This is a genomic window from Phyllobacterium sp. P5_D12 (genome assembly GCF_054049495.1).
The window spans coordinates 1-19,731 of record NZ_JBFUMG010000034.1 but is presented as its reverse complement, the minus strand read 5'-3'; the positions used below and the strand labels follow the sequence as shown (position 1 = coordinate 19,731).

Annotated in this window: 18 protein-coding genes and 1 riboswitch; of the genes, 13 read left to right on the top strand and 5 right to left on the bottom strand. The window is 57.5% G+C overall.

The features are described from left to right. Positions 1 to 326: 326 nt before the first annotated feature. The gene (locus tag ACXJ5O_RS04630; RefSeq protein ID WP_457298871.1) at positions 327 to 2,204 is read left to right on the top strand and encodes a calcium-binding protein; all 1,878 of its coding nucleotides are present in this window, start codon (positions 327 to 329) and stop codon (positions 2,202 to 2,204) included. A gap of 34 nt (positions 2,205 to 2,238) precedes the next feature. Here ACXJ5O_RS04630 and ACXJ5O_RS04625 read toward each other — a convergent pair whose 3' ends face one another. The 4 genes from ACXJ5O_RS04625 to ACXJ5O_RS04610 form a co-directional block, all read right to left on the bottom strand. Next, on the bottom strand, positions 2,239 to 2,790 hold the full coding sequence (locus ACXJ5O_RS04625; protein ID WP_457298870.1) for a DUF924 family protein: 552 nt from the start codon (positions 2,788 to 2,790) through the stop codon (positions 2,239 to 2,241). 18 nt (positions 2,791 to 2,808) lie between these two features. Beyond that, on the bottom strand, positions 2,809 to 4,644 hold the full coding sequence (locus ACXJ5O_RS04620) for a monovalent cation:proton antiporter-2 (CPA2) family protein (protein WP_457298869.1): 1,836 nt from the start codon (positions 4,642 to 4,644) through the stop codon (positions 2,809 to 2,811). 83 nt (positions 4,645 to 4,727) lie between these two features. Continuing rightward, the gene (locus ACXJ5O_RS04615; RefSeq protein WP_457298868.1) at positions 4,728 to 5,579 is read right to left on the bottom strand and encodes an amidohydrolase family protein; all 852 of its coding nucleotides are present in this window, start codon (positions 5,577 to 5,579) and stop codon (positions 4,728 to 4,730) included. A gap of 13 nt (positions 5,580 to 5,592) precedes the next feature. After that, the gene (locus tag ACXJ5O_RS04610; protein WP_457298867.1) at positions 5,593 to 6,396 is read right to left on the bottom strand and encodes an IclR family transcriptional regulator; all 804 of its coding nucleotides are present in this window, start codon (positions 6,394 to 6,396) and stop codon (positions 5,593 to 5,595) included. 174 nt (positions 6,397 to 6,570) lie between these two features. On the opposite strand from ACXJ5O_RS04610, the gene ACXJ5O_RS04605 reads away from it, so the two are divergent. The 12 genes from ACXJ5O_RS04605 to ACXJ5O_RS04550 all read left to right on the top strand — a co-directional run bounded on the left by ACXJ5O_RS04605 (position 6,571) and on the right by ACXJ5O_RS04550 (position 18,715). Next, on the top strand, positions 6,571 to 7,887 hold the full coding sequence (locus ACXJ5O_RS04605; RefSeq protein WP_457298866.1) for a sugar ABC transporter substrate-binding protein: 1,317 nt from the start codon (positions 6,571 to 6,573) through the stop codon (positions 7,885 to 7,887). 179 nt (positions 7,888 to 8,066) lie between these two features. Further along, positions 8,067 to 8,963 (top strand): carbohydrate ABC transporter permease, encoded by an 897-nt coding sequence (locus tag ACXJ5O_RS04600; protein WP_457298865.1) that lies wholly within the window; start codon positions 8,067 to 8,069, stop codon positions 8,961 to 8,963. 1 nt (position 8,964) lies between these two features. After that, the gene (locus tag ACXJ5O_RS04595) at positions 8,965 to 9,831 is read left to right on the top strand and encodes a carbohydrate ABC transporter permease (protein ID WP_224514334.1); all 867 of its coding nucleotides are present in this window, start codon (positions 8,965 to 8,967) and stop codon (positions 9,829 to 9,831) included. Between the two features lie 6 nt (positions 9,832 to 9,837). Further along, the gene (locus ACXJ5O_RS04590) at positions 9,838 to 10,935 is read left to right on the top strand and encodes an ABC transporter ATP-binding protein (RefSeq protein ID WP_457298864.1); all 1,098 of its coding nucleotides are present in this window, start codon (positions 9,838 to 9,840) and stop codon (positions 10,933 to 10,935) included. Between the two features lie 4 nt (positions 10,936 to 10,939). After that, positions 10,940 to 12,052 (top strand): mandelate racemase/muconate lactonizing enzyme family protein, encoded by a 1,113-nt coding sequence (locus tag ACXJ5O_RS04585; RefSeq protein ID WP_457298863.1) that lies wholly within the window; start codon positions 10,940 to 10,942, stop codon positions 12,050 to 12,052. A gap of 4 nt (positions 12,053 to 12,056) precedes the next feature. After that, the gene (locus ACXJ5O_RS04580) at positions 12,057 to 12,386 is read left to right on the top strand and encodes an L-rhamnose mutarotase (protein ID WP_457298862.1); all 330 of its coding nucleotides are present in this window, start codon (positions 12,057 to 12,059) and stop codon (positions 12,384 to 12,386) included. An 11-nt stretch (positions 12,387 to 12,397) separates the two neighbouring features. After that, a complete protein-coding gene (locus tag ACXJ5O_RS04575) occupies positions 12,398 to 13,471 on the top strand; it encodes a Gfo/Idh/MocA family protein (protein ID WP_457298861.1) in 1,074 nt (357 codons plus the stop codon). Next, complete coding sequence (locus tag ACXJ5O_RS04570; RefSeq protein WP_112530467.1) at positions 13,472 to 13,927, top strand: MaoC/PaaZ C-terminal domain-containing protein; 456 nt, start codon at positions 13,472 to 13,474, stop codon at positions 13,925 to 13,927. It begins immediately after the preceding gene. 17 nt (positions 13,928 to 13,944) lie between these two features. Further along, complete coding sequence (locus ACXJ5O_RS04565) at positions 13,945 to 14,679, top strand: SDR family oxidoreductase (RefSeq protein WP_457298860.1); 735 nt, start codon at positions 13,945 to 13,947, stop codon at positions 14,677 to 14,679. A gap of 22 nt (positions 14,680 to 14,701) precedes the next feature. Beyond that, the gene (locus tag ACXJ5O_RS04560) at positions 14,702 to 15,979 is read left to right on the top strand and encodes an L-fuconate dehydratase (protein WP_457298859.1); all 1,278 of its coding nucleotides are present in this window, start codon (positions 14,702 to 14,704) and stop codon (positions 15,977 to 15,979) included. Between the two features lie 80 nt (positions 15,980 to 16,059). Then, positions 16,060 to 16,262: riboswitch (cobalamin riboswitch) on the top strand. 120 nt (positions 16,263 to 16,382) lie between these two features. Continuing rightward, complete coding sequence (locus ACXJ5O_RS04555; RefSeq protein ID WP_457298858.1) at positions 16,383 to 17,624, top strand: aromatic ring-hydroxylating oxygenase subunit alpha; 1,242 nt, start codon at positions 16,383 to 16,385, stop codon at positions 17,622 to 17,624. Beyond that, positions 17,624 to 18,715 carry a 2Fe-2S iron-sulfur cluster-binding protein gene (locus tag ACXJ5O_RS04550; RefSeq protein ID WP_457298872.1) on the top strand — a complete coding sequence of 364 codons (1,092 nt, stop codon included), beginning with the start codon at positions 17,624 to 17,626 and terminating at the stop codon, positions 18,713 to 18,715. Before ACXJ5O_RS04555 ends, ACXJ5O_RS04550 begins: the two co-directional genes overlap by 1 nt. Here ACXJ5O_RS04550 and ACXJ5O_RS04545 read toward each other — a convergent pair. Next, positions 18,712 to 19,731, bottom strand: a 1,020-nt coding sequence (locus tag ACXJ5O_RS04545; RefSeq protein ID WP_457298857.1) for an NAD(P)/FAD-dependent oxidoreductase, incomplete at its 5' end; no start/stop codon positions are given. The genes ACXJ5O_RS04550 and ACXJ5O_RS04545 overlap by 4 nt on opposite strands.

Here is a 19,731-nt window from a genome sequence, read left to right as displayed (position 1 = left end):
GTCATTGTGAAAATTGAAAGGTGCCAGATGCTTATATAATGACAGTCTGGAGGCTGCCATTCAAGAGGCCGATGAGAATTTGCCTTTCGCGATCATTCGTAGCCTTACGTGTAATATTTCCAAAATGACAACGTTTTCAATAGTTAACATACAGTCTTTCTCTTCAGAGATATAGTTCTTTTGCATTACATATTTCGAGTAAGAGCAATTTATATAAGTATCTTTATTTAATCCATAGTAAGGCGTATGATGTAGTCCGCAGTTGTGAGGGGTGAGGGGCCCCGAAACGATGGTCTTCCCCGCACAGCGCGAACGGGAGGACTATCATGGCTATTACCCTTACAAACGACTTGCTGAAACTTCTCGACATAGACCCAAGCACAATCGTAATTCCGCTCGGCAGCGGGGGTGATATCTTCAATGGCACGAATGCCAACGAGCATATTCTCGGCGAGGGCGGCGGCGACTTTATCAATGCCGGCGGTGGTTCGGATATTGTCGAGGGTGGTACGGGCGGTGACATCCTCGATGGCGGTGACGGCAATGACTATATCGAAGGCGGTGCTGGCGGCGACTCGTTGAAGGGTGGTGCCGGTGTCGACACGCTCGGTTATTCGCAATCTGGTTCAAGCGTGAAGGTGACACTCAACGATAGCGGCGGCGGCACAACCTCCGGCTCTGGCTCCGGCCCGGGCAATGATGCGCAGGGCGATACTATCAGCGGATTCGAGAATGTCGTCGGTTCGAATTTTAACGACACGCTCACTGGAAACATTCACAGGAATGTGCTGGCGGGACTTGCCGGCAACGACAAGCTATACGGCATGGGCGGCGATGATGTTCTCATCGGCGGTGTCGGCGCTGATCTGCTCGATGGCTATACCGGCATGGATACGGCCGATTACTCCACCAGTGCAAATCCGGTGCATCTCTTGCTCGGCGGCGTCAGCAGCGGCGGCGATGCGCAGGGCGATACATTCATCTCCATCGAGAAATTCGTCGGCACGGCGGGAGCGGACGTCTTCGACGGCTCGGCCAGTCTCACCGGCTTTTCCGCCGATGGCGGTGGCGGCGCAGACACGATGATCGGCGGCCATGGCAATGACACTTTGAGCATTGGCGGCGCAGCAGCCGCGGTTGCCGGTTTCGCCGCGCTTCAGGAGGAAGGGGGACAGCTCGAGGGCGGCGACGGGAATGATGACATGGACGGTGGCGAGGGCGACGATGACATGGGCGGCGGTGCCGGCGACGATGACATGGATGGCGGTGCCGGTTCCGATGCGATGGATGGCGGTGACGGCAACGATAACATAAACGGCGGTGACGGCGATGACCTGCTCTTAGGCGGAGCTGGCAATGACAATATCACTTGCGGGCCTGGAAATGATAGGTCGTTTGGCGACGACGGAGACGATACTTTAAACGGGAGTGAAGGACTTAACGAATATGATGGCGGCGAGGGCAACGACAATTTCGTTGCGAGTGACACCGAAGGTTTCGGCGATAGTGGCTCTTCAATCAACGGCGGCGACGGTGACGACGACCACATGGACCAGCGTGAGCGCTCTGACAAAGTAGACATTGTGCTTCAGGATGCTTCGACATCACTTGCAGCCGCTGACGCCGGCCCGTATCAGATGGAATTGACGTTTGCAGGTGAGACACGCAGTTACTTTCGCGAAAGTATTGAGACAGACACCCTGACGGAGTTCGATGACACTTTCCGCGGCAATTCAAGCGATAATAAAGTATTTGGAGAAGGCGGCAGCGACTTCATCAACGGCGGCGGTGGCAACGACTTTCTCGTGGGTGGCGACGGCGATGATTTCCTGTATGCCGCGTTTGGTGCCGGTGGAAATGAAACTTTTTATGGTGGATTCGGAGCGGATCAATTTCTATTCGCTTCCGTTGAAGAGTTGTCGCCCGCGTCGACGTTCATACAGGACTTTTTCCGCGGCGAAGGCGATATAATCGATCTCGCCTCGATTGACGCTAATACCGCCGAAGAGGGTAACGACGAATTTGTTTGGGTTGGGTCCTTTGAGAATCTCACCGGCGCACGCGGTGAGCTGGCTTTTGCCCCGAGCAGCTTGGAGGGCTACAATATCATTGTTGGCGAAGTGAACGGCGAAGAGGGAGTCGATTTTTCCTTCTTTGTGAACGATACAGCCGGAGACCCGACCGAACAGTTCTTCGTCCTGTAAGCGGGAATGTGCACAAAGGGCGGCATCCTTGCCGCTACCCCGAAAACCCGCCGCCATCGAGGAAGGCCTGCTCTTCCTCGGTGGTGGTGCGGCCGAGAATGGCGTTGCGGTGCGGGAAGCGGCCGAAGCGGCGGATGATGTCATAGTGGTGGTCGGCATATTCCAGATTGTCAGGGGCACCTTCACGGCATAGCTCTACCGAACGGCGCTGGTCATCGACATTCTCCGAATGCATGTACGGCAGGTAGAAGAAGGCGCGCAATTTCGGCTCGAATGACAGGTCGTGGCCCTTTTCCAAGGCGCGGCCAGCGTACAGGCGGGCAAGCGTGTCGGTCGCGTACATGTGCCCGGTGTTGCGGAAGAAATTGCGCGGAAACTGATCGAGCAGGATCATGAGGGCCAGCGCACCTTCGGGCGTTTCGACCCAGCCTTCATATTCGCGGCGCGCGGCGGCGTAGTGATCGTCGAGAAAGCGCTGCCGGCAAATCTCGTCGAATTCCTCGTCTTTGACGTACCATTTGTCTTCGCCCGCCTCACGCCAGAAATTGACGATGCCGGTGATGGCCGTTTGTTCGATCTCAGGCATGGTCGCTTTTCCCCCGTTTCAGTTGGCGTCGGCATTTTGTGCGGCGGGCAGCACACTGGCGGTCTCTTCGTTGAGCGCGCGGYCGGTCTGGCGCGGCTTGATCAATGGACCTGGAACCGGCGCGTTGCCCCTCATCAAATCGGCGCCGGCACGAATGCCACCAGCAAGCTGCAGATCAAGACGCTCGGCGTCGCGCCGGCGTACATCTGCCGTAATATCGGCGGCTTCCTGCCGGTCCACACCCAGGCCGACCAGGGTATTTTCGCCAAAGATCAATGCGGATTCGAATGTCTCGCGCATCTGGAAATCGACGCCGAGTTTGATGAGTTCGATCGTATTGCCGCGATCATAGGCCCGTGCATAGATCTGGACCATCGGAAACTCGGCCTTGACCAGGTTGGCGATTGTGAGGATTGTTTCGGCCTTGTCGACGCAGATCAGCACCGCCTGCGCCCGGCCGGCCCCAGCCGCGTGGAGAATATCGAGCCGTGTGCCGTCACCATAATAGACCTTGAACCCGAACTGTGATGCAGCCTGGATCATCTCCACGTCATTGTCGATGATGGAGATGTCGACGCCCCGTATCAGCAGAGGCTGGCAGGAAATCTGACCGAACCGGCCAAAGCCGATGATGAGGGCATTGCCGGTCAGGCCCTCCGCAATGTCGACTTCCTGGAGATCCTGTTTTTCCTCGGGCATGAGATACCGCAAAGCGACAAGGAGAAGTGGTGTCAGCACCATCGAGAAGATGATGATCGCCGTCAAAATCGCATTGGCTTCGCCATCGAGTATGCCGACTGCCGTGGCAGCGGCGTAGAGGACGAAGGCAAATTCGCCGCCCTGCGCCATGATAACCGCGCGCTCCAGCGCTTCCCGATTGGACGAACTGAGCAGCCGGGCGACGATATATATCCCGGTACCCTTAACCAGTTTGAACGCGACGACGTAAAACAGCACCATCTTCCAGTTGGCGGCGACGACGCTCAGATCAAGCGACATGCCGACCGCCAGAAAGAACAATCCCAGCAGAATGCCGCGGAACGGTTCGATGTCGGCTTCGAGCTGATGGCGAAAGGTCGATTCGGAGAGAAGCACCCCGGCGAGAAATGCGCCCATGGCCATGGAAAGGCCGCTGACCTGCATGATCAGGGCAGCGCCCAGAACGACCAGCAGAGCAGCTGCAGTCATGACTTCACGGGCACGCGACTGCGCGAGGAATCCGAATAGCGGATTGAGCAGGTATTTGCCGGCGAGAATGAGGCCGGCAATAGCGCCGATGCCTATGCCAATGTTGGTCCAGTGCAATCCTCCAGCCGTTTCGGCGCTTATTGGCGCGAGGAACGCTACCAATGCCAAAAGCGGAACGATGGTGAGGTCTTCAAACAGCAGGATCGAAACCATGCGCTGGCCCTGCGGTGTGGCGATTTCGCCGCGCTCTTCCAGCAATTGCATGACGATTGCCGTAGAGGTCAGGACGAAACCAGCGCCCGCCACGAACGATTGGGCAACCGGAAAGCCCGTGGCAATGCCAAGGCCGGTCAGGAGCAATGCGCAAACGCCGACCTGCAGCGCGCCGAGGCCGAAAATGCTTTTGCGCAATCCCCATAATCGGGACGGCTGCATTTCGAGGCCGATGAGAAAGAGGAACATGACAACGCCGAGTTCCGCGACATGGAGGATCGTCTGCGGGTCGGAGAAGAACTTGAGGCCAAACGGGCCTATAACCAGACCGGCGGCGAGGTAGCCGAGAACAGAACCGAGCCCGAGCCGCTTGAACAGCGGCACGGCGACGACGCCAGCCCCAAGCAGCACGACTACACTTAGAAGGTCAGGTCCGCTTATTTCCGCTGCCATTGGTTCTCCGCATCTCAAGCTTGATCGTGAGTTTCAGAGGTAAAGCGCGAGGATACGACAGGCAAGCTTATTCAGACGGGATACTAGTTCAAATTCCAGATCCGGCGGGCATTTCCCGAAAACAGCTTGGTCTTTTCTTCCTGGCTGCAGCCTGAAAGCAGAGCATGGGTTGCTGCGACCCAGGTGGCGAGGCCTCCACCAAGCGTACAGACGGGCCAGTCGCTGCCCCACACTAATCTATCCCAGCCGAACGATTCTATGACGTGATTGACGTAAGGCGCCAGCGTTTCGACGCGCCAGGTCTCTGCATCCGCATAGGCCACTACTCCGGAAATCTTGGCGGTGACATTCGGACGTTTCGCAATATCGCTGACCTTGCCGCGCCATTCGTCGAGAGCCCCTGCCTTGATGTCCGGAACGCCGCAATGGTCGAGGATGAATTGCACGTCCGGCGCAAGATCGACGAGGGCAATCGCCTTGTCGATTTGTCTCGGCAAAACGCACAGGTCGAAGGTTAATCCCGTGCCGCCAAGCTTTTGAATATTCTCGCGGAAAAGCGGCTGCTCCGAGAGTTCATCGGGCATGACATGCAGCACGCGGCGTAAGCCCTTTACCAGAGGGTTGATCTGTTGGCGCTCTAGAAACACCCTGAAGCCATGTTCCTCCGGACGGCAGGCCGAAATTGCACCGGCTATGATGCTGTCGCCGCGCTTCGCTAGAGATGCAATGTAATCCGTCTCCGCCTGTATGTCCGTCGGAGCGACGTCGACCTCCATATGCAACGCATGGGTGATGCCGACGCGGTGGGCTTGAACTGCATATTTCTCATAAAGAAAATTACGGTTCAGCGCTTCGGTGCCGGACAACCAAGGGTAAGACAATACCGATTGGTCAATGAGATGCAGATGGGTGTCGATTATCGGCATGTGTGGCATTGCTTGCTTCCTTTCATGCCGGGCGCAGAACACTCGAATGGACGACATCCGCCCCGGCAAGCTCCGAGAGTTTCTGCGCCGTGGCTACCAGCATTTTGCGGGCATCTTCGACGCCCGGCGCATCCGGGATATTCAGCAGCTGGATATAGGGACAGGTCAACGCCGCAATCGCCCTTCCATCCGGGCCGAGCACAGGTGCTGAAACGTTGAAGACCCCTGCCGTCTGCGCGCTCGGCATGATCTCGTAGCCGCGCTCGCGGATCTGGTTGAGCCGCTCGCGGAAATCAGCCGGTTGGGCGATATCGTCCGCATGCTGCTCGTACTCGGCGATCATCAAGGCGCGCTCTTCATTGGAGCGAAATGCCAGCAGCACATGACCGGAACCGGTGTTGAACAGGCTGATATGGGAACCAACCCGGATCGAGATGCCCCAATAGTCCGGCGCCTCCTGCTGGGCGACGACAACGGCTGCGCCGCGGTCGAAAACGCTGAGCTGATTGGCCTGTTTGGACATCACCGCGAGTTCGCGCATCAGCGGTGTCGCATAGGAAGCAAGGCGGCGGACAGGCGCGTGTAACTGGGCAAGCCCGAACAGCTTCAACGTCAACGAATAGCGATCACCCTCAAGCCGGGTCACATATCCGCGGCGTACGAGGCGATCGAGCATGCGGTAGAATTCATTGGGGYTGCGGCCGAGGAATTTCGCGATTTCCGCTTGCGTGAGGCCACCATCGATACCGGAAAGAAGCTCAAGAATGTCCAGACCCTTATCAAGCGCAGGCGCGCGATAACGATCGTTGTCGTCGTCCTCTATCATGACCAAGTCTCCCCTCGCTCCCTACTCATATACGAAGACGATATTCGTAGGAAAGCAGTTTCCATGCTTGACGGTCAAGCGCATAAATGTTTGTATATGAATGAAACGCTCATATGTGGGTGTTACGAAATTGCGAGAGCCGGGGAGCGGCCGCTCGATTTACGGGAGGGAATCATGAAAAATCTGTTGGCCAGTGTTTCGGCTGGCGTCATCGCAATTTTCAGCGCGCAAGCTGCACTTGGTGCAGATCTGCCGGGAAAGTTCGACGGCGTAACGATCGACGCCAAGCTTATCGGCGGACAGCAATATGAGCCGTTGTACGAGCGTATCGGCGAATGGGAAAAGCTGACCGGCGCCAAGGTCAACATCCTGTCGAAGAAGAACCATTTCGAACTCGATAAAGAGATAAAGTCGGATATCGCTTCAGGCAGCCTCAACTGGTGCGTTGGCTCAAACCACTCATCATTTGCGCCGCAGTATCCTGATATTTATACCGACCTGAACAAGCTGCTTCCTGCGGAAGAAATCGCCGCCTTCGTTCCGACGAACATCAAGTCATCTACGCTGGACGGCAAACTGGTCATGCTGCCGCGCGCACAGTTCGACGTTTCCGCACTCTATTACCAGAAGAGTATTTATGCCGATGAGGCCAACAAGAAGGCCTTCAAGGAAAAGTACGGTTATGATCTGACGCCGCCCGATACGTGGCAGCAGGTCAGCGATCAGGCCATCTTCTTCACCAAGGCGCCGGATTTCTACGGCACGCAGTTTGCCGGCAAGGAAGAGGCAATCAACGGCCGTTTCTACGAAATGCTGGTTGCAGACGGCGGCGAGTATATCGACAAGGACGGCAAGCCGGCCTTCAACTCCGAAGCCGGTGTCAAGGCGCTCGACTGGTTCGTCAACCTCTACAAGGCGAAAGCTGTTCCGGCAGGCACGACCAATTACCTCTGGGATGATCTCGGCCAGGGTTTTGCATCAGGGTCGATCGCCATCAATCTTGACTGGCCAGGTTGGGCGAGCTTCTTCAACGATCCAAAATCCTCGAAAGTTGCCGGCAATGTTGGCGTGAAGGTGGCGCCAGCGGGTTCGTCCGGCAAGCGCACTGGCTGGTCCGGTCATCACGGCTTCTCGGTGACGGAAGCCTGCGCTCACAAGGATGCCGCAGCCTCGCTCGTCTGGTGGCTTACCAACGAAGACAGCCAGAAGCTCGAGGCGAAAGCCGGCCCCTTGCCGACGCGCACGGCGGTATGGGAATGGGACATCGAGCAGGCCAAGGGCGATCCTTACAAGACCGAGGTGCTTAACGCATTCCAGGAAGAAGCAAAGAACGCATTCCCGGTTCCGCCATTGGCCGAATGGATCGAGATTTCCAACGCCGTCTATCCGGAACTGCAATCGGCCATTCTTGGCGACAAGACGTCCAAGGAAGCACTCGACACTGCGGCCAAAAAGGCGACCGAAATTCTTCAGGATGCCGGCAAGCTTTAGTGGCAAGCACTGTGGTCCCTCTCTCTTGTGGGGAGGGAGGGACCACAGGTCCCTGTGGGGCTTTTCGATCAGCATAGCGTGAGAAATGGGTAAGACCCTCCCGGCTGCTTTGCAGCCACCCTCCCCACAGCGGGGAGGGCCGAAGTGGAAATGCAAAGTCCAGAAGGCCAATATTTCAGATGAAATTTCCCAAACTTTCGGCGCCAACGCTTCTGCTGCTGCCTGCCATCATTGTCCTTGCCGCTGTTATCGTCCTGCCGCTGTTGTTCTCGCTCTATTCGAGCTTCACGCCATTTCGGCTGACCAAGCCTGAATCGATCTGGATATTCATCGGCGTTCGTAACTACGTGAGCGTTCTGACCAACTACGAGTTCTGGGCGGCATTTGGCCGTACGGTTCTGCTCCTGACCATCGCAMTCAATGCCGAGATGTTTCTCGGCCTTGGCCTTGCTATGCTGGTCAACAAGGCGACGCGCGGCCAGCGAATTTTGCGTACATTGATGATGTTCCCGATGATGTTTTCGCCGGTGCTCGTCGGCTTCCAGTTCAAGTTCCTGTTCAACGACAATATCGGTTTCGTCAACAATGCGCTGCAGTCGCTCGGGCTGACCACCAATGCGATACCTTGGTTGATCGATGGCAATCTGGCGCTGTTTTCAATCATCATTGCCGAGGTGTGGTCTTCAACGTCGGTCTTTGCCATCCTGATCCTGGCTGGACTGCTGGCGATGCCCCAGGAACCGGTGGAAGCGGCGCGGGTCGATGGCTGCACGCCCTGGCAGACATTCCGCTACGTCACCTGGCCATATCTGATGCCTTTTGCCTTTATCGCCATGACGATACGATCGCTGGATGTGGCGCGGGCCTATGACATCGTCAAGATCATGACCGATGGCGGGCCGGCCAAACGCACCGAACTCCTGTGGACGCTGGTCGGACGCACGGCCTATAGCGACGCGCGCATGGGTCTTGCCAATGCGATGGCATATATCTCCATCCTGCTCTCGATCCTGTTCACCGTATATTTCTTCAGAAAGCTCGCTGCCGCGCGCCATCAAATCGGAGCGGAGTGGTAAGATGGACAAGAACAGTTCTCATCGCCTGAAACGCCGCTGGCTCAAAGTCGCGCATTTTATCGGCCTGTTCCTGGCGATGCTGGTCATCTGCTTACCGGGCCTGTGGATCGTCTTGAGTTCGCTGCGACCGACAGTCGAGATCATGGCAAAGCCGCCGGTGTGGATACCGCGCGACATCTCGCTCGACGCCTATCGTGCCATGTTTGGCGGTGCAGGGCAGGGCGGCATTCCGGTGTGGGAATATTTCCGCAATTCCCTGATCATTTCAATCACCTCGACAATCATTGCGCTGATCATCGGCATGGCGGGTGGATATGCTTTTGCCCGCTACAAGTTCAAGGGAAAATCGGGTGTGTTCCTCGGCTTCATGCTGACGCGCGCTGTCCCAGGTATCGCACTGTCGCTACCGCTGTTCATGATCTTCGCCCGCGTCGGCATCATCGACACGCATTTCGCAATGATCCTCATCTACGTGGCGCTGAACGTGCCATTCACGATCTGGCTGATTGACGGTTTCTTCCGGCAGGTGCCGAAGGATCTGGCGGAAGCCGCACAGATCGACGGCTGCACACGCTGGCAGGCTTTCTGGCAGGTGGAATTTCCATTGGCGGGACCCGGTATCGCTTCGGCAGGCATATTCGCTTTCCTCACCTCTTGGAATGAATATGCGCTGGCATCGCAAATCACCCGGTCGGTGAATTCGAAGACGCTGCCGGTCGGCCTTCTCGACTATACGTCGGAGTTCACCATTGACTGGCGTGGTATGTGCGCGCTTGCGGTGGTGATGATCATCCCGGCGCTTACTTTAACGTTCATCATTCAGAAGCATCTCGTATCCGGACTGACGTTCGGCGCGGTGAAAGGTTAACTTGTTATGGCTCCGGTAACACTCAAAAAGCTCGTCAAGAGTTATGGCAATGTCGATGTGGTCCATGGCATCGATCTTGAGGTCAAGGACCGCGAATTCATTGCGCTGGTTGGCCCCTCCGGCTGCGGAAAATCCACGACACTGCGCATGATCGCCGGGCTCGAGGACATCAGTGGCGGCGTCGTTGAAATCGGCGGCAAGCCGGTGAACGACCTGCCGCCGCGTGCGCGCAACATTTCGATGGTCTTTCAGTCCTACGCGCTCTACCCGCATATGACAGTACGCGAGAACATGGGCTTCTCGCTCAAGATCGGCAAAGTCGCGCAAGCCGAGATCGATACACGGGTCAATGAAGCTGCGGCAATCCTCGATCTCGACAAATATATGGACCGCCGTCCGTCCCAACTTTCCGGCGGTCAGCGCCAGCGCGTGGCCATGGGCCGGGCGATCGTGCGCAAGCCGGACGTATTCCTGTTCGACGAACCTCTCTCCAACCTCGATGCAAAATTGCGCACGCAGGTGCGTACCGAGATCAAGCGTCTGCATGCGAGGGTGCAGGCGACGATGATCTATGTGACGCATGATCAGGTTGAAGCGATGACGCTGTCCGATCGCATCGTCATCATGCGCGATGGACATATCGAGCAGGTCGGCACACCCGAGGAAGTGTTCAAACGGCCGGCCACGCGGTTCGTTGCCGGGTTTATCGGCTCTCCGCCGATGAATCTCAACGAGGCAACAGTGGATAACGGAAAGTTGGTTTTTGCCGGCGGCCAGACTCTGCCGCTGCCGGCCGAGTTCCGCAGCAAGGTCTTGGCTGGCGATAAAGTGATCTTCGGCCTGCGCCCCGATGACATTTACCCGACCGGGCATGGCATCAATTCCGGCGAAGCGACAGACGTGCACGAAATGGAGCTGCCGGTTTCGATCACGGAGCCGCTCGGCAATGAGACGCTGCTCTTCATCACCATGGCAGGGCGAGAATGGGTGTCGCGCATGCTCAATCCTCGCACCATCGGCGCCGGTGAAATGGTAAAATTCAGTTTCGACCTGTCGCAGGCACATCTGTTCTCGCCTGAGACCGGCAAAACGCTGCGGGGATAGTGCTATGGCCAAGATCGAAAAAGTTGAATTGCGCATGGTGGACCTGCCGCCGAAGGTGCTGCGCACCGACGCGATCCAGAGCTTTGTCAGCCAGGAAACACCGATCGTTACGATCACCGACAGCGATGGCGCGGTGGGGACAGGCTACAGCTATACGATTGGCACCGGCGGTTCATCCGTCATGCGGCTGCTGTCCGATCACCTGGCGCCGCGTCTCCTCGGCAAGGATGCCGACCAGATCGAGGCAATCTGGCGCGATCTAGAATTCGCGACTCATGCGACGACTATCGGTGCGATCACGGCCATTGCTCTCGCGGCCGTCGATGTCGCGCTCTGGGATTTGCGCGCGAAGAAGCAGGGCCTGCCGCTATGGAAACTGGCAGGTGGCGCGAAGGATCGCTGCCCTCTTTATACCACCGAGGGTGGCTGGCTTCATATCGAGAAGCAGGCGCTTGTCGACGACGCGCTGCAGGCGCAAGCCAAGGGCTTTAAGGGCGCCAAGGTCAAGATCGGCCGCCCGCATGGCTCCGAGGATCTGGATCGGCTGTCAGCGGTTCGCGATGCCGTTGGCGCCGGGTTTGAGATCATGACCGACGCCAATCAGGGCTTTTCCCTCGATGAGGCCATTCGCCGCTCGCAGGTGCTGCGCGACATTGATCTTGCCTGGTTTGAAGAGCCGCTGCCGGCCGACGACATAGACGGTCACGTGCGGCTTTCGTCGTCAACACAAACGCCGATTGCCGTTGGCGAGTCGCTCTATTCGATCCGGCATTTCCGCGAATACATGCAGAAACGCGCCTGCTCCATCGTGCAGGTCGATGTTGGCCGCATTGGCGGCATCACGCCTTGGCTGAAAGTGGCACACACGGCAGAGGCGTTCGACATGCCGGTCTGTCCGCATTTCCTGATGGAGCTGCATGTAAGCCTGACCTGCGCAGTGCAGAACGGCAAATATGTCGAGTATATTCCGCAGCTGGATGACCTTACGCACACACAGATGCGTATCGAGAATGGCTACGCGATCGCACCGTCAGAGCCGGGGATTGGCATCGACTGGGATTGGGATGCGGTGAAAGGTCGAAGCGTCGACGAATTCACAACCGAGATACGGAGCTAGCACCATGCAACGTATGGGGATGATGATCAGGCTGAACGCCGACAAGGTCGCTGAGTACAAGCGCCTGCATGCCGCGGTGTGGCCGGAAATCCTCGAGTTGATCTCGAGCTGCAACATCCGCAACTATACGATTTTCCTGCGCGAACCGGAGAACATCCTGTTCGGAACATGGGAATATCATGGGACCGACTTCAAAGCCGATATGGAAAAAATGGCTGCCAATCCGAAGAACAAGGAATGGTGGGCTGTGTGCATGCCCTGTCAGGTGCCGCTCGACTCCCGGGCCGAAGGCGAGTGGTGGGCGATGATGGAAGAAGTATTCCATCTCGATTGAAGGACCGCATAATGAGTTTTGACCCCGCAACTTTGCAGCAAAGCTGGCCGCTTCCGGCGAAGCCACGCCCGACCGTGACCTTCGGCGCGGGCAGCATCGTCGGCGATGCGCACTATCCAGCTTACAGGAAAGGCGGGTTTCCGATCGCCGGGCTGTTCGACCCGGATCAGGCGAAGGCAAAAAAGCTGGCCAATGAATGGGGCGTTACAGCGTATGGCTCAGTCGATGAGGCTGCCGCAGTGGAAAACGCGATCTTTGATCTCGCTACACCACCTTCACGTCATGCCGATATACTGAAGGCCCTGCCGGAGGGTTCCTTTGCGTTGCTTCAGAAACCGATGGGCAGCGATCTTGTGGAAGCTTCCGAAATCCTTCGCATCTGCCGCGAGCGCAATATCACCGCAGCGGTCAATTTCCAGTTGCGTTTCGCTCCGATGATGCTCGCACTTAAGGACGCGATCCGGCAAGGCTGGCTGGGTGAAGTGATCGATTTCGATGCATGGCTCGCCTTGGATACGCCATGGTCTCTGTGGCCGTTCTTGAACGGCTTGCCGCGTGTCGAGATCGCCATGCACTCGATTCACTATATCGACCTGATCCGGCAGATCCTTGGTAACCCGCTTGGTGTCCACGCCAAGACACTGGGCCATCCCAACCACAAGGTAGCGCAGACTCGAACGAGTGCCATTCTCGACTACGGCAACAAGGTGCGTTGCTCGCTGTCGGTCAATCACGACCACAAATTCGGGCGCAAATTCCAGGCCTGCGAGTTTCGCATCTGCGGCACCGAAGGCGCGGCCTATGTAAAGCTCGGGGTCAATCTCGATTATCCGCGGGGTGAGCCGGACGAATTGATGATCTATCCGAAGGGCGGATCCGACTGGATCAACGTCCCCTTGCAAGGCGCATGGTTTCCAGACGCATTTGTCGGGCGCATGGCCAACCTCCAGCGCTACGCCAGCGGCGAGGACCAGGAACTTGTCAGTTCCGTCGAGGATGCGTGGCATACAATGGCGCTGGTCGAAGCGGCCTATCAATCCAGTGCGACGCCAGCTACCCCGCTCGCACAGAAGCCGGAGGCCTGAATGTCCGAACAAGCCATCTATTTCGAGGACTATGAACTCGGCCATGTGCGGGTCACAACCGGTCGCACTATTACCGAGACTGATTTCGTGGTCCACGCCGGCCATACGGGCGATTTCTTCCCGCATCACATGGACGCTGAATTTGCGAAGACCACCCCCTTTGGTCAGCGCGTTGCCCATGGCACGATGATCTTTTCAATCGGCGTTGGGCTGACCGCAAGCCTGATCAATCCGGTGGCGTTTTCCTATGGCTATGATCGCCTGCGCTTTGTCCGGCCGGTTTTCATTGGCGATACGATCCGCACACGCGTAACAATCAGCGCCAAGGATGATGACCCGAAGCGGTCCGGCAGCGGACGCGTCGTCGAGCGCTGCGAGGTCATCAATCAACGTGACGAGGTCGTGCTTGCCGCCGACCATATTCTCATAGCCGAGCGCAAGAGCAAGGCGACATAAGCGATTGGAGATTTGCAATGACTGGTAAACTTGAAGGCAAGCGGGTTTTGATCACAGCCGCAGGGCAGGGCATTGGCCGCGCCTCGGTGCTTGCGTTCGCCCGCGAAGGTGCAATCGTGCACGCGACGGATATCAACCAGCAACTGCTGGATGCGCTGCCGAAAGAGGCGGGGATCAAGCCGCGCAAGCTCGACGTGCTGAAGACGGACGAAGTCAATCAGGTGATCGGCGAACTTGGTGCGATCGACGTGCTGTTCAATTGCGCCGGGTTCGTCCACGGCGGTTCCATTCTCGAAATGCCGGACGCAGACCTGGACTTCGCGCTGGACCTCAATGTCCGCGCCATGATCCGAACGATCAGGGCTGTTCTGCCGGGTATGATCGAGCGCAAGGATGGCGCGATCGTCAATATGTCGTCTGTCGCCAGCAGCGTTAAGGGTGTCCCGAACCGTTTTGCCTATGGCGTGACCAAAGCGGCTGTCCTGGGTCTCACCAAGGCGGTGGCCGCCGACTATATTACACAGGGCATTCGCTGCAACGCCATCTGCCCGGGTACGGTCGAAAGCCCGTCGCTCGAACAGCGCATGCGTACCGGCGGTGACTATGATGCGACACGCGCCGCCTTCATCGCGCGCCAGCCGATGGGCCGTCTTGGCTTGCCGGAAGAGATCGCTGACCTTGCCGTCTATCTCGCCGGCGCGACATACACCACGGGTCAAGCTTACAACATCGATGGTGGCTGGACCGTATAGAGGTCTCCACAGGAGTAATATTATGACCCGCATTACCGATCTTCGCGTTTTCGATATCCGGTTTCCCACGTCGCAAAGCCTCGATGGATCGGATGCGATGAACCCGGATCCGGACTATTCGGCCGCCTACGTCGTCCTCGACACAGATGCGGATGGACTTGCCGGCCATGGCCTGACCTTCACCATCGGGCGCGGCAACGAAATCGTCTGTATGGCGATCGAGGCGCTGAAGCACCTTGTCATTGGTCTTGAACTCGACTGGGTGAAGGAAAATCCGGGTCGCTTCTGGCATTTCGTCACAGGCGACAGCCAGCTTCGCTGGATCGGACCGGACAAAGGCGCGATGCACCTCGCAACCGGTGCGGTCGTCAATGCCGTGTGGGATCTTCTGGCAAAGGAAGCCGGGAAACCGGTCTGGCAATTTGTCGGCGAAATGACTCCGGAAGAGATCGTCAGTATTGTCGATTTCCGCTATCTGACCGATGTACTGACACGGGATGAGGCACTTGAAATTCTGCGCAAGGCGGAGAAGGGCAAGCAGGAGCGGATCGCTGATCTGAAAGCGACAGGTTATCCTTGCTATACAACCTCGGCGGGCTGGCTTGGCTATTCCGATGACAAGCTGCGTCGCCTTTGCCAGGAGGCTATCGACGCAGGTTTCAATCACATCAAGATGAAAGTCGGTCGCGATCTCGACGATGATATCCGGCGTCTGACCATTGCCCGCGAGGTGATCGGCGATGACCGCATCCTCATGATCGATGCCAATCAGGTGTGGGAGGTCAACGAGGCTATCGACTGGATAAACAGGCTCGCCTTCGTCAAACCGTTCTTCATCGAGGAGCCAACGAGCCCGGACGATGTGGCAGGTCATCGAAAGATCCGGCAAGCCATCAGCCCGGTGAAGGTTGCGACAGGCGAGATGTGCCAGAACCGCATCATGTTCAAGCAGTTCATCGCCGAGGGCGCGATCGACGTGGTGCAGATCGATTCTTGCCGCATGGGCGGGCTCAACGAGGTGCTGGCTGTGCTGCTGATCGCGGCGAAATATAATCTGCCGGTCTGGCCGCATGCAGGCGGCGTGGGCCTTTGCGAATATGTGCAGCACCTGTCGATGATCGATTATGTCGCGGTGTCAGGCACAAAGGCGGGCAGAGTCATCGAATATGTCGATCATCTGCATGAACATTTCGTCGACCCGTGCAATATCCAGAATGCCGCCTATATGCCGCCGGTCCTGCCGGGCTTCTCAATCGAGATGAAGCCGGAATCGATCAAACAGTATTTGTACAGAGCTTAAACTTAGGGGGTATTTCTTCCGTGTCGTCTTGCGTAAATGCGATGTCGTTTCCGCGCCTATTCTTTTGTTCTGCCGAGTGCTCTTATCGAGACACTTGAGGTGCCGCTTTCTAGGGGAAGCGGAGAATTGGGAAGCCGGTCAAAAAACCCGGCGCTGCCCCCGCAACGGTAGTGGAGTGGAAAACGCGGCAAAACAGCCACTGGGAGTGCACCCCGGGAAGGCGTCGCGAAGCCAGACAAGGCAACTCCAGAGCCCGGAAACCAGCCTCGAGTGACAAAACCGACTGATCGCGGTGGGCGATCAAGGAGCATGCTTTTGTGCGGTCAACATCCGTTGGCCGTATGGACGTTCTTCTCCGTCACCACCAGTCAGTTCTTTGCAGCTTTTAGGGCGAGGACACGACATGGACATTCGTAACGAACTGCTCCGGAATCTCAGGAACCGGAAACCGGGCTACGGACTTGAACAGGCATTCTATTCCGATCCGGACTATTACCGTCTCGACATCGAGAATATCTTCTATCGCGATTGGCTATTCATCGGCCATGATTGCGAGGTGGCCAAGCCGGGCAACTACTTCACGGCTCAGGTTGGCGACTATCCGGTCGTCATCGTCCGCGACCGCCAAAAACAGATCCGCGCTTTCCACAATTCCTGCCGCCATCGCGGCTCGCGCGTTTGCGCCGCCGAAAGGGGCACCGCGGCGAAGCTCGTCTGCCCCTACCATCAGTGGACCTATGAACTGGACGGCCGCTTGCTGTTCGCCCGCCAGATGAGCGATGATTTCGACGCCAGCCAGCACAGCCTGAAAACGGTGCATTGCGAAAGTGTCGGCGGCTACATCTTCATTTGCCTCGCGCCCGTCGCTCCGGATTTCGGCCCGACACGCGCCCTGCTCGAACCCTATCTCGCGCCGCATCGCCTGACCGAGACCAAGGTGGCATTCCAGAGTTCGATTGTCGAAAAAGGCAACTGGAAGCTCGTCTGGGAAAACAATCGCGAATGCTACCACTGCGTCGCCAACCACCCGGAACTGTGCAAGACCTTCCCCGAAGCGCCAAGCGCTACCGGAATTCAGGGCTCCAAGGAGGATCCCGAAATGGTCGCGCATTGGGAAAAGTGTGAAGCAGTCGGCCTTCCAAGTGTGTTCCGTATCGCAGAAGACGGTCAGTATCGTGCCACACGCGTGCCTCTGCTTAGTGGTGCCGAGAGCTACACGATCAGCGGCAAGCGCGCAGTCGGCAGGCAACTCAGTGATGATATCAACGCACAGCAGATCGGTTCGCTACTGCTCTATCATTACCCGACCACGTGGAACCATGTTCTCGGCGACCAGGCGATTTCTTTCCGCGTGCTTCCGCTCGGACCGAACGAGACCGAGGTCACGACGAAGTGGCTCGTCCACAAGGACGCAGTCGAAGGCGTCGACTACAATCTCGAAGAACTGACCCATGTCTGGCTCGAGACCAATAATCAGGACCGCCGTATCGTTGAAGAGAATGCATTCGGTATCCGCTCGCCTGCCTATGAACCGGGTCCATACTCGGTCGAACACGAAGGTGGCGTGCTGCAATTCCTCGAATGGTACAGCAATTCCATGGAAACAAGGCTTTCCGACGAAACCAAGCTCAGCAAGGTAGCATGATGAATATGACGCTTCCTCAGACCTATCCACACCTCGATCAGATGCAGCCATGGAATGATCGGCTGCATCTTCTGGAGTGCCTGTCGGTCATCGAGGAAGCGCCCAATGTGAAGACTTTCACGTTCAAATCGGACAATCAAAACTGGTTTCGCTATGAGCCCGGCCAGTTCATGACGTTCGAGTTGCCGGTGCAACCGGAAGCCGTCTTGCGCACATTTACATTGTCATCCAGCCCATCGCGGCCATTCACTATTGCCGTGACGGCGAAAGCCCAGGATGGCAGTATAGGTGCGCGGTGGATGCTAGACCATCTGACGCCGGGTGCACGGTTGAAGGCATTCGGGCCGCTTGGCGATTTCTCCATGCGCAAACATCCCGGCGGGAAGTATCTGTTCATCTCGGCGGGTTCTGGCATCACGCCGATGATGTCGATGACGCGCTGGATGCACGATTGCGCCCCGCAAAGCGACATCAATTTCGTCACCTGCGCACGCCGGCCGAGCGACATTATTTTCCGCAGGGAGCTTGAATATCTGACCAGCTGCATGCCGAACCTGAAGCTTGCCTTCCTTATAAAGGAACACGAGATGGGGCAGGTGTGGACCGGTATTCGCGGCCGTTTTGAAGAGGCAAGGTTGCCGTTGCTTTCGCCGGACTTCAAGGACAGGACGATCTTCTGTTGCGGGCCTGAGACCTTCATGCGGGATGTGCGCACCATGCTCGAAGCATCCGGCTTCGACATGACGCATTACCACCAGGAGAGTTTCGGACCGGCCGCCGAACCGGTGCTGCCGATGATGGACGCGATATCGACAGAGGCCGTTGAGAGATCCGCGATGGTCAGTTTTTCCATGTCGGGCATGGAAGTGGCATGTGCGCCGGGCGAAACGATCCTGAAGGCCGCGCGCGGTGCCGGGATACGCATTGCGGCGGCGTGTGAATCGGGGCTCTGTGGCACCTGCAAGGTTATGAAAATTTCCGGCGAGGTCGACATGGACCACAATGGCGGTATTCTCGACGATGAGATCGACGAGGGCTATGTGCTCGCGTGCTGTTCCAAGCCACTCGGCAATGTTGAAATTGAGGCCTAGGCCGCAAGCAATGATTTAAGTTTCACGTCCACCGTAGCGAGCTGGCTCGAGTCCGGTCTCGCGCCGCGGGCAATCAACATCTCGGCCAGCCTTATGTCCTTCGCTACCGAATTGCCCGGGCCAATGCCGCTTGCCGCGACAAGACGCCCATCGGCAGCAAGGTGGAAAAGAATGAAGGCGCCGTCACCGAGGTCGCGGCGGATCGTTTGCGTACCCTCGTCCGCGAGGCCAGCGACCTGCAGACCGAGTTCATACTGATCCGACCAGAACCAGGGTACCGATTGGTGCGGCTCCTGTGCACCGAGCATATTGCGCGCAGCCAGCGCGCCTTGCTCCTGGGCATTGCGCCATGCTTCGAGCCGCACCCGACGCCCGCCGTAGACAGCGAGCGGGAAGATACAACAGTCGCCAGCCGCATAAATATCCGGATCGCTGGTCTGCAACCAGTCGTTGACCACAACACCGTTGCCGGTTTCGAGGCCTGACGCTTCGGCCAGCGCGGTCACCGGCGTCGCGCCAATTCCGATGATGGCGAGGTCCGCCACGATGACGTTTCCTGTCGAAAGCGTGATCGCAACGTTTTCGGCATTGTCAGCGAAGGAGACAATTCCGGTATCGCATAGAATGGTCACGCCTTCGCCGCGATGGCGCGTATCGATGACCTTGGCGATTTCCTCGGGTACGCCGCGCATCATGATGCGGCCTTGGGCCTCAACCACAGTGACCGAAGCGCCGCGCTTGCGAGCGCTGGCCGCAAGTTCCAGTCCGATAAATCCGCCGCCGACAATCACGATGCGTGCTCCGGGCTGAAACCTTGCCCGGATAGCAAGCGCATCCTCAAAACTGCGCAGAGTGGTGCAATGTTTGCTGCCTGCTGCGAGGGGCAGGGGGCGCGGAATGGCGCCTGTCGCAAACAGAAGACGCGCATAGGGGATTTTCCGGCCATCCTCCAGTGTGACGCGCTTTTCTTCCCGGTCGATTGACGTCGCCGTTGAATTGCCTACGAAGTCGATGTT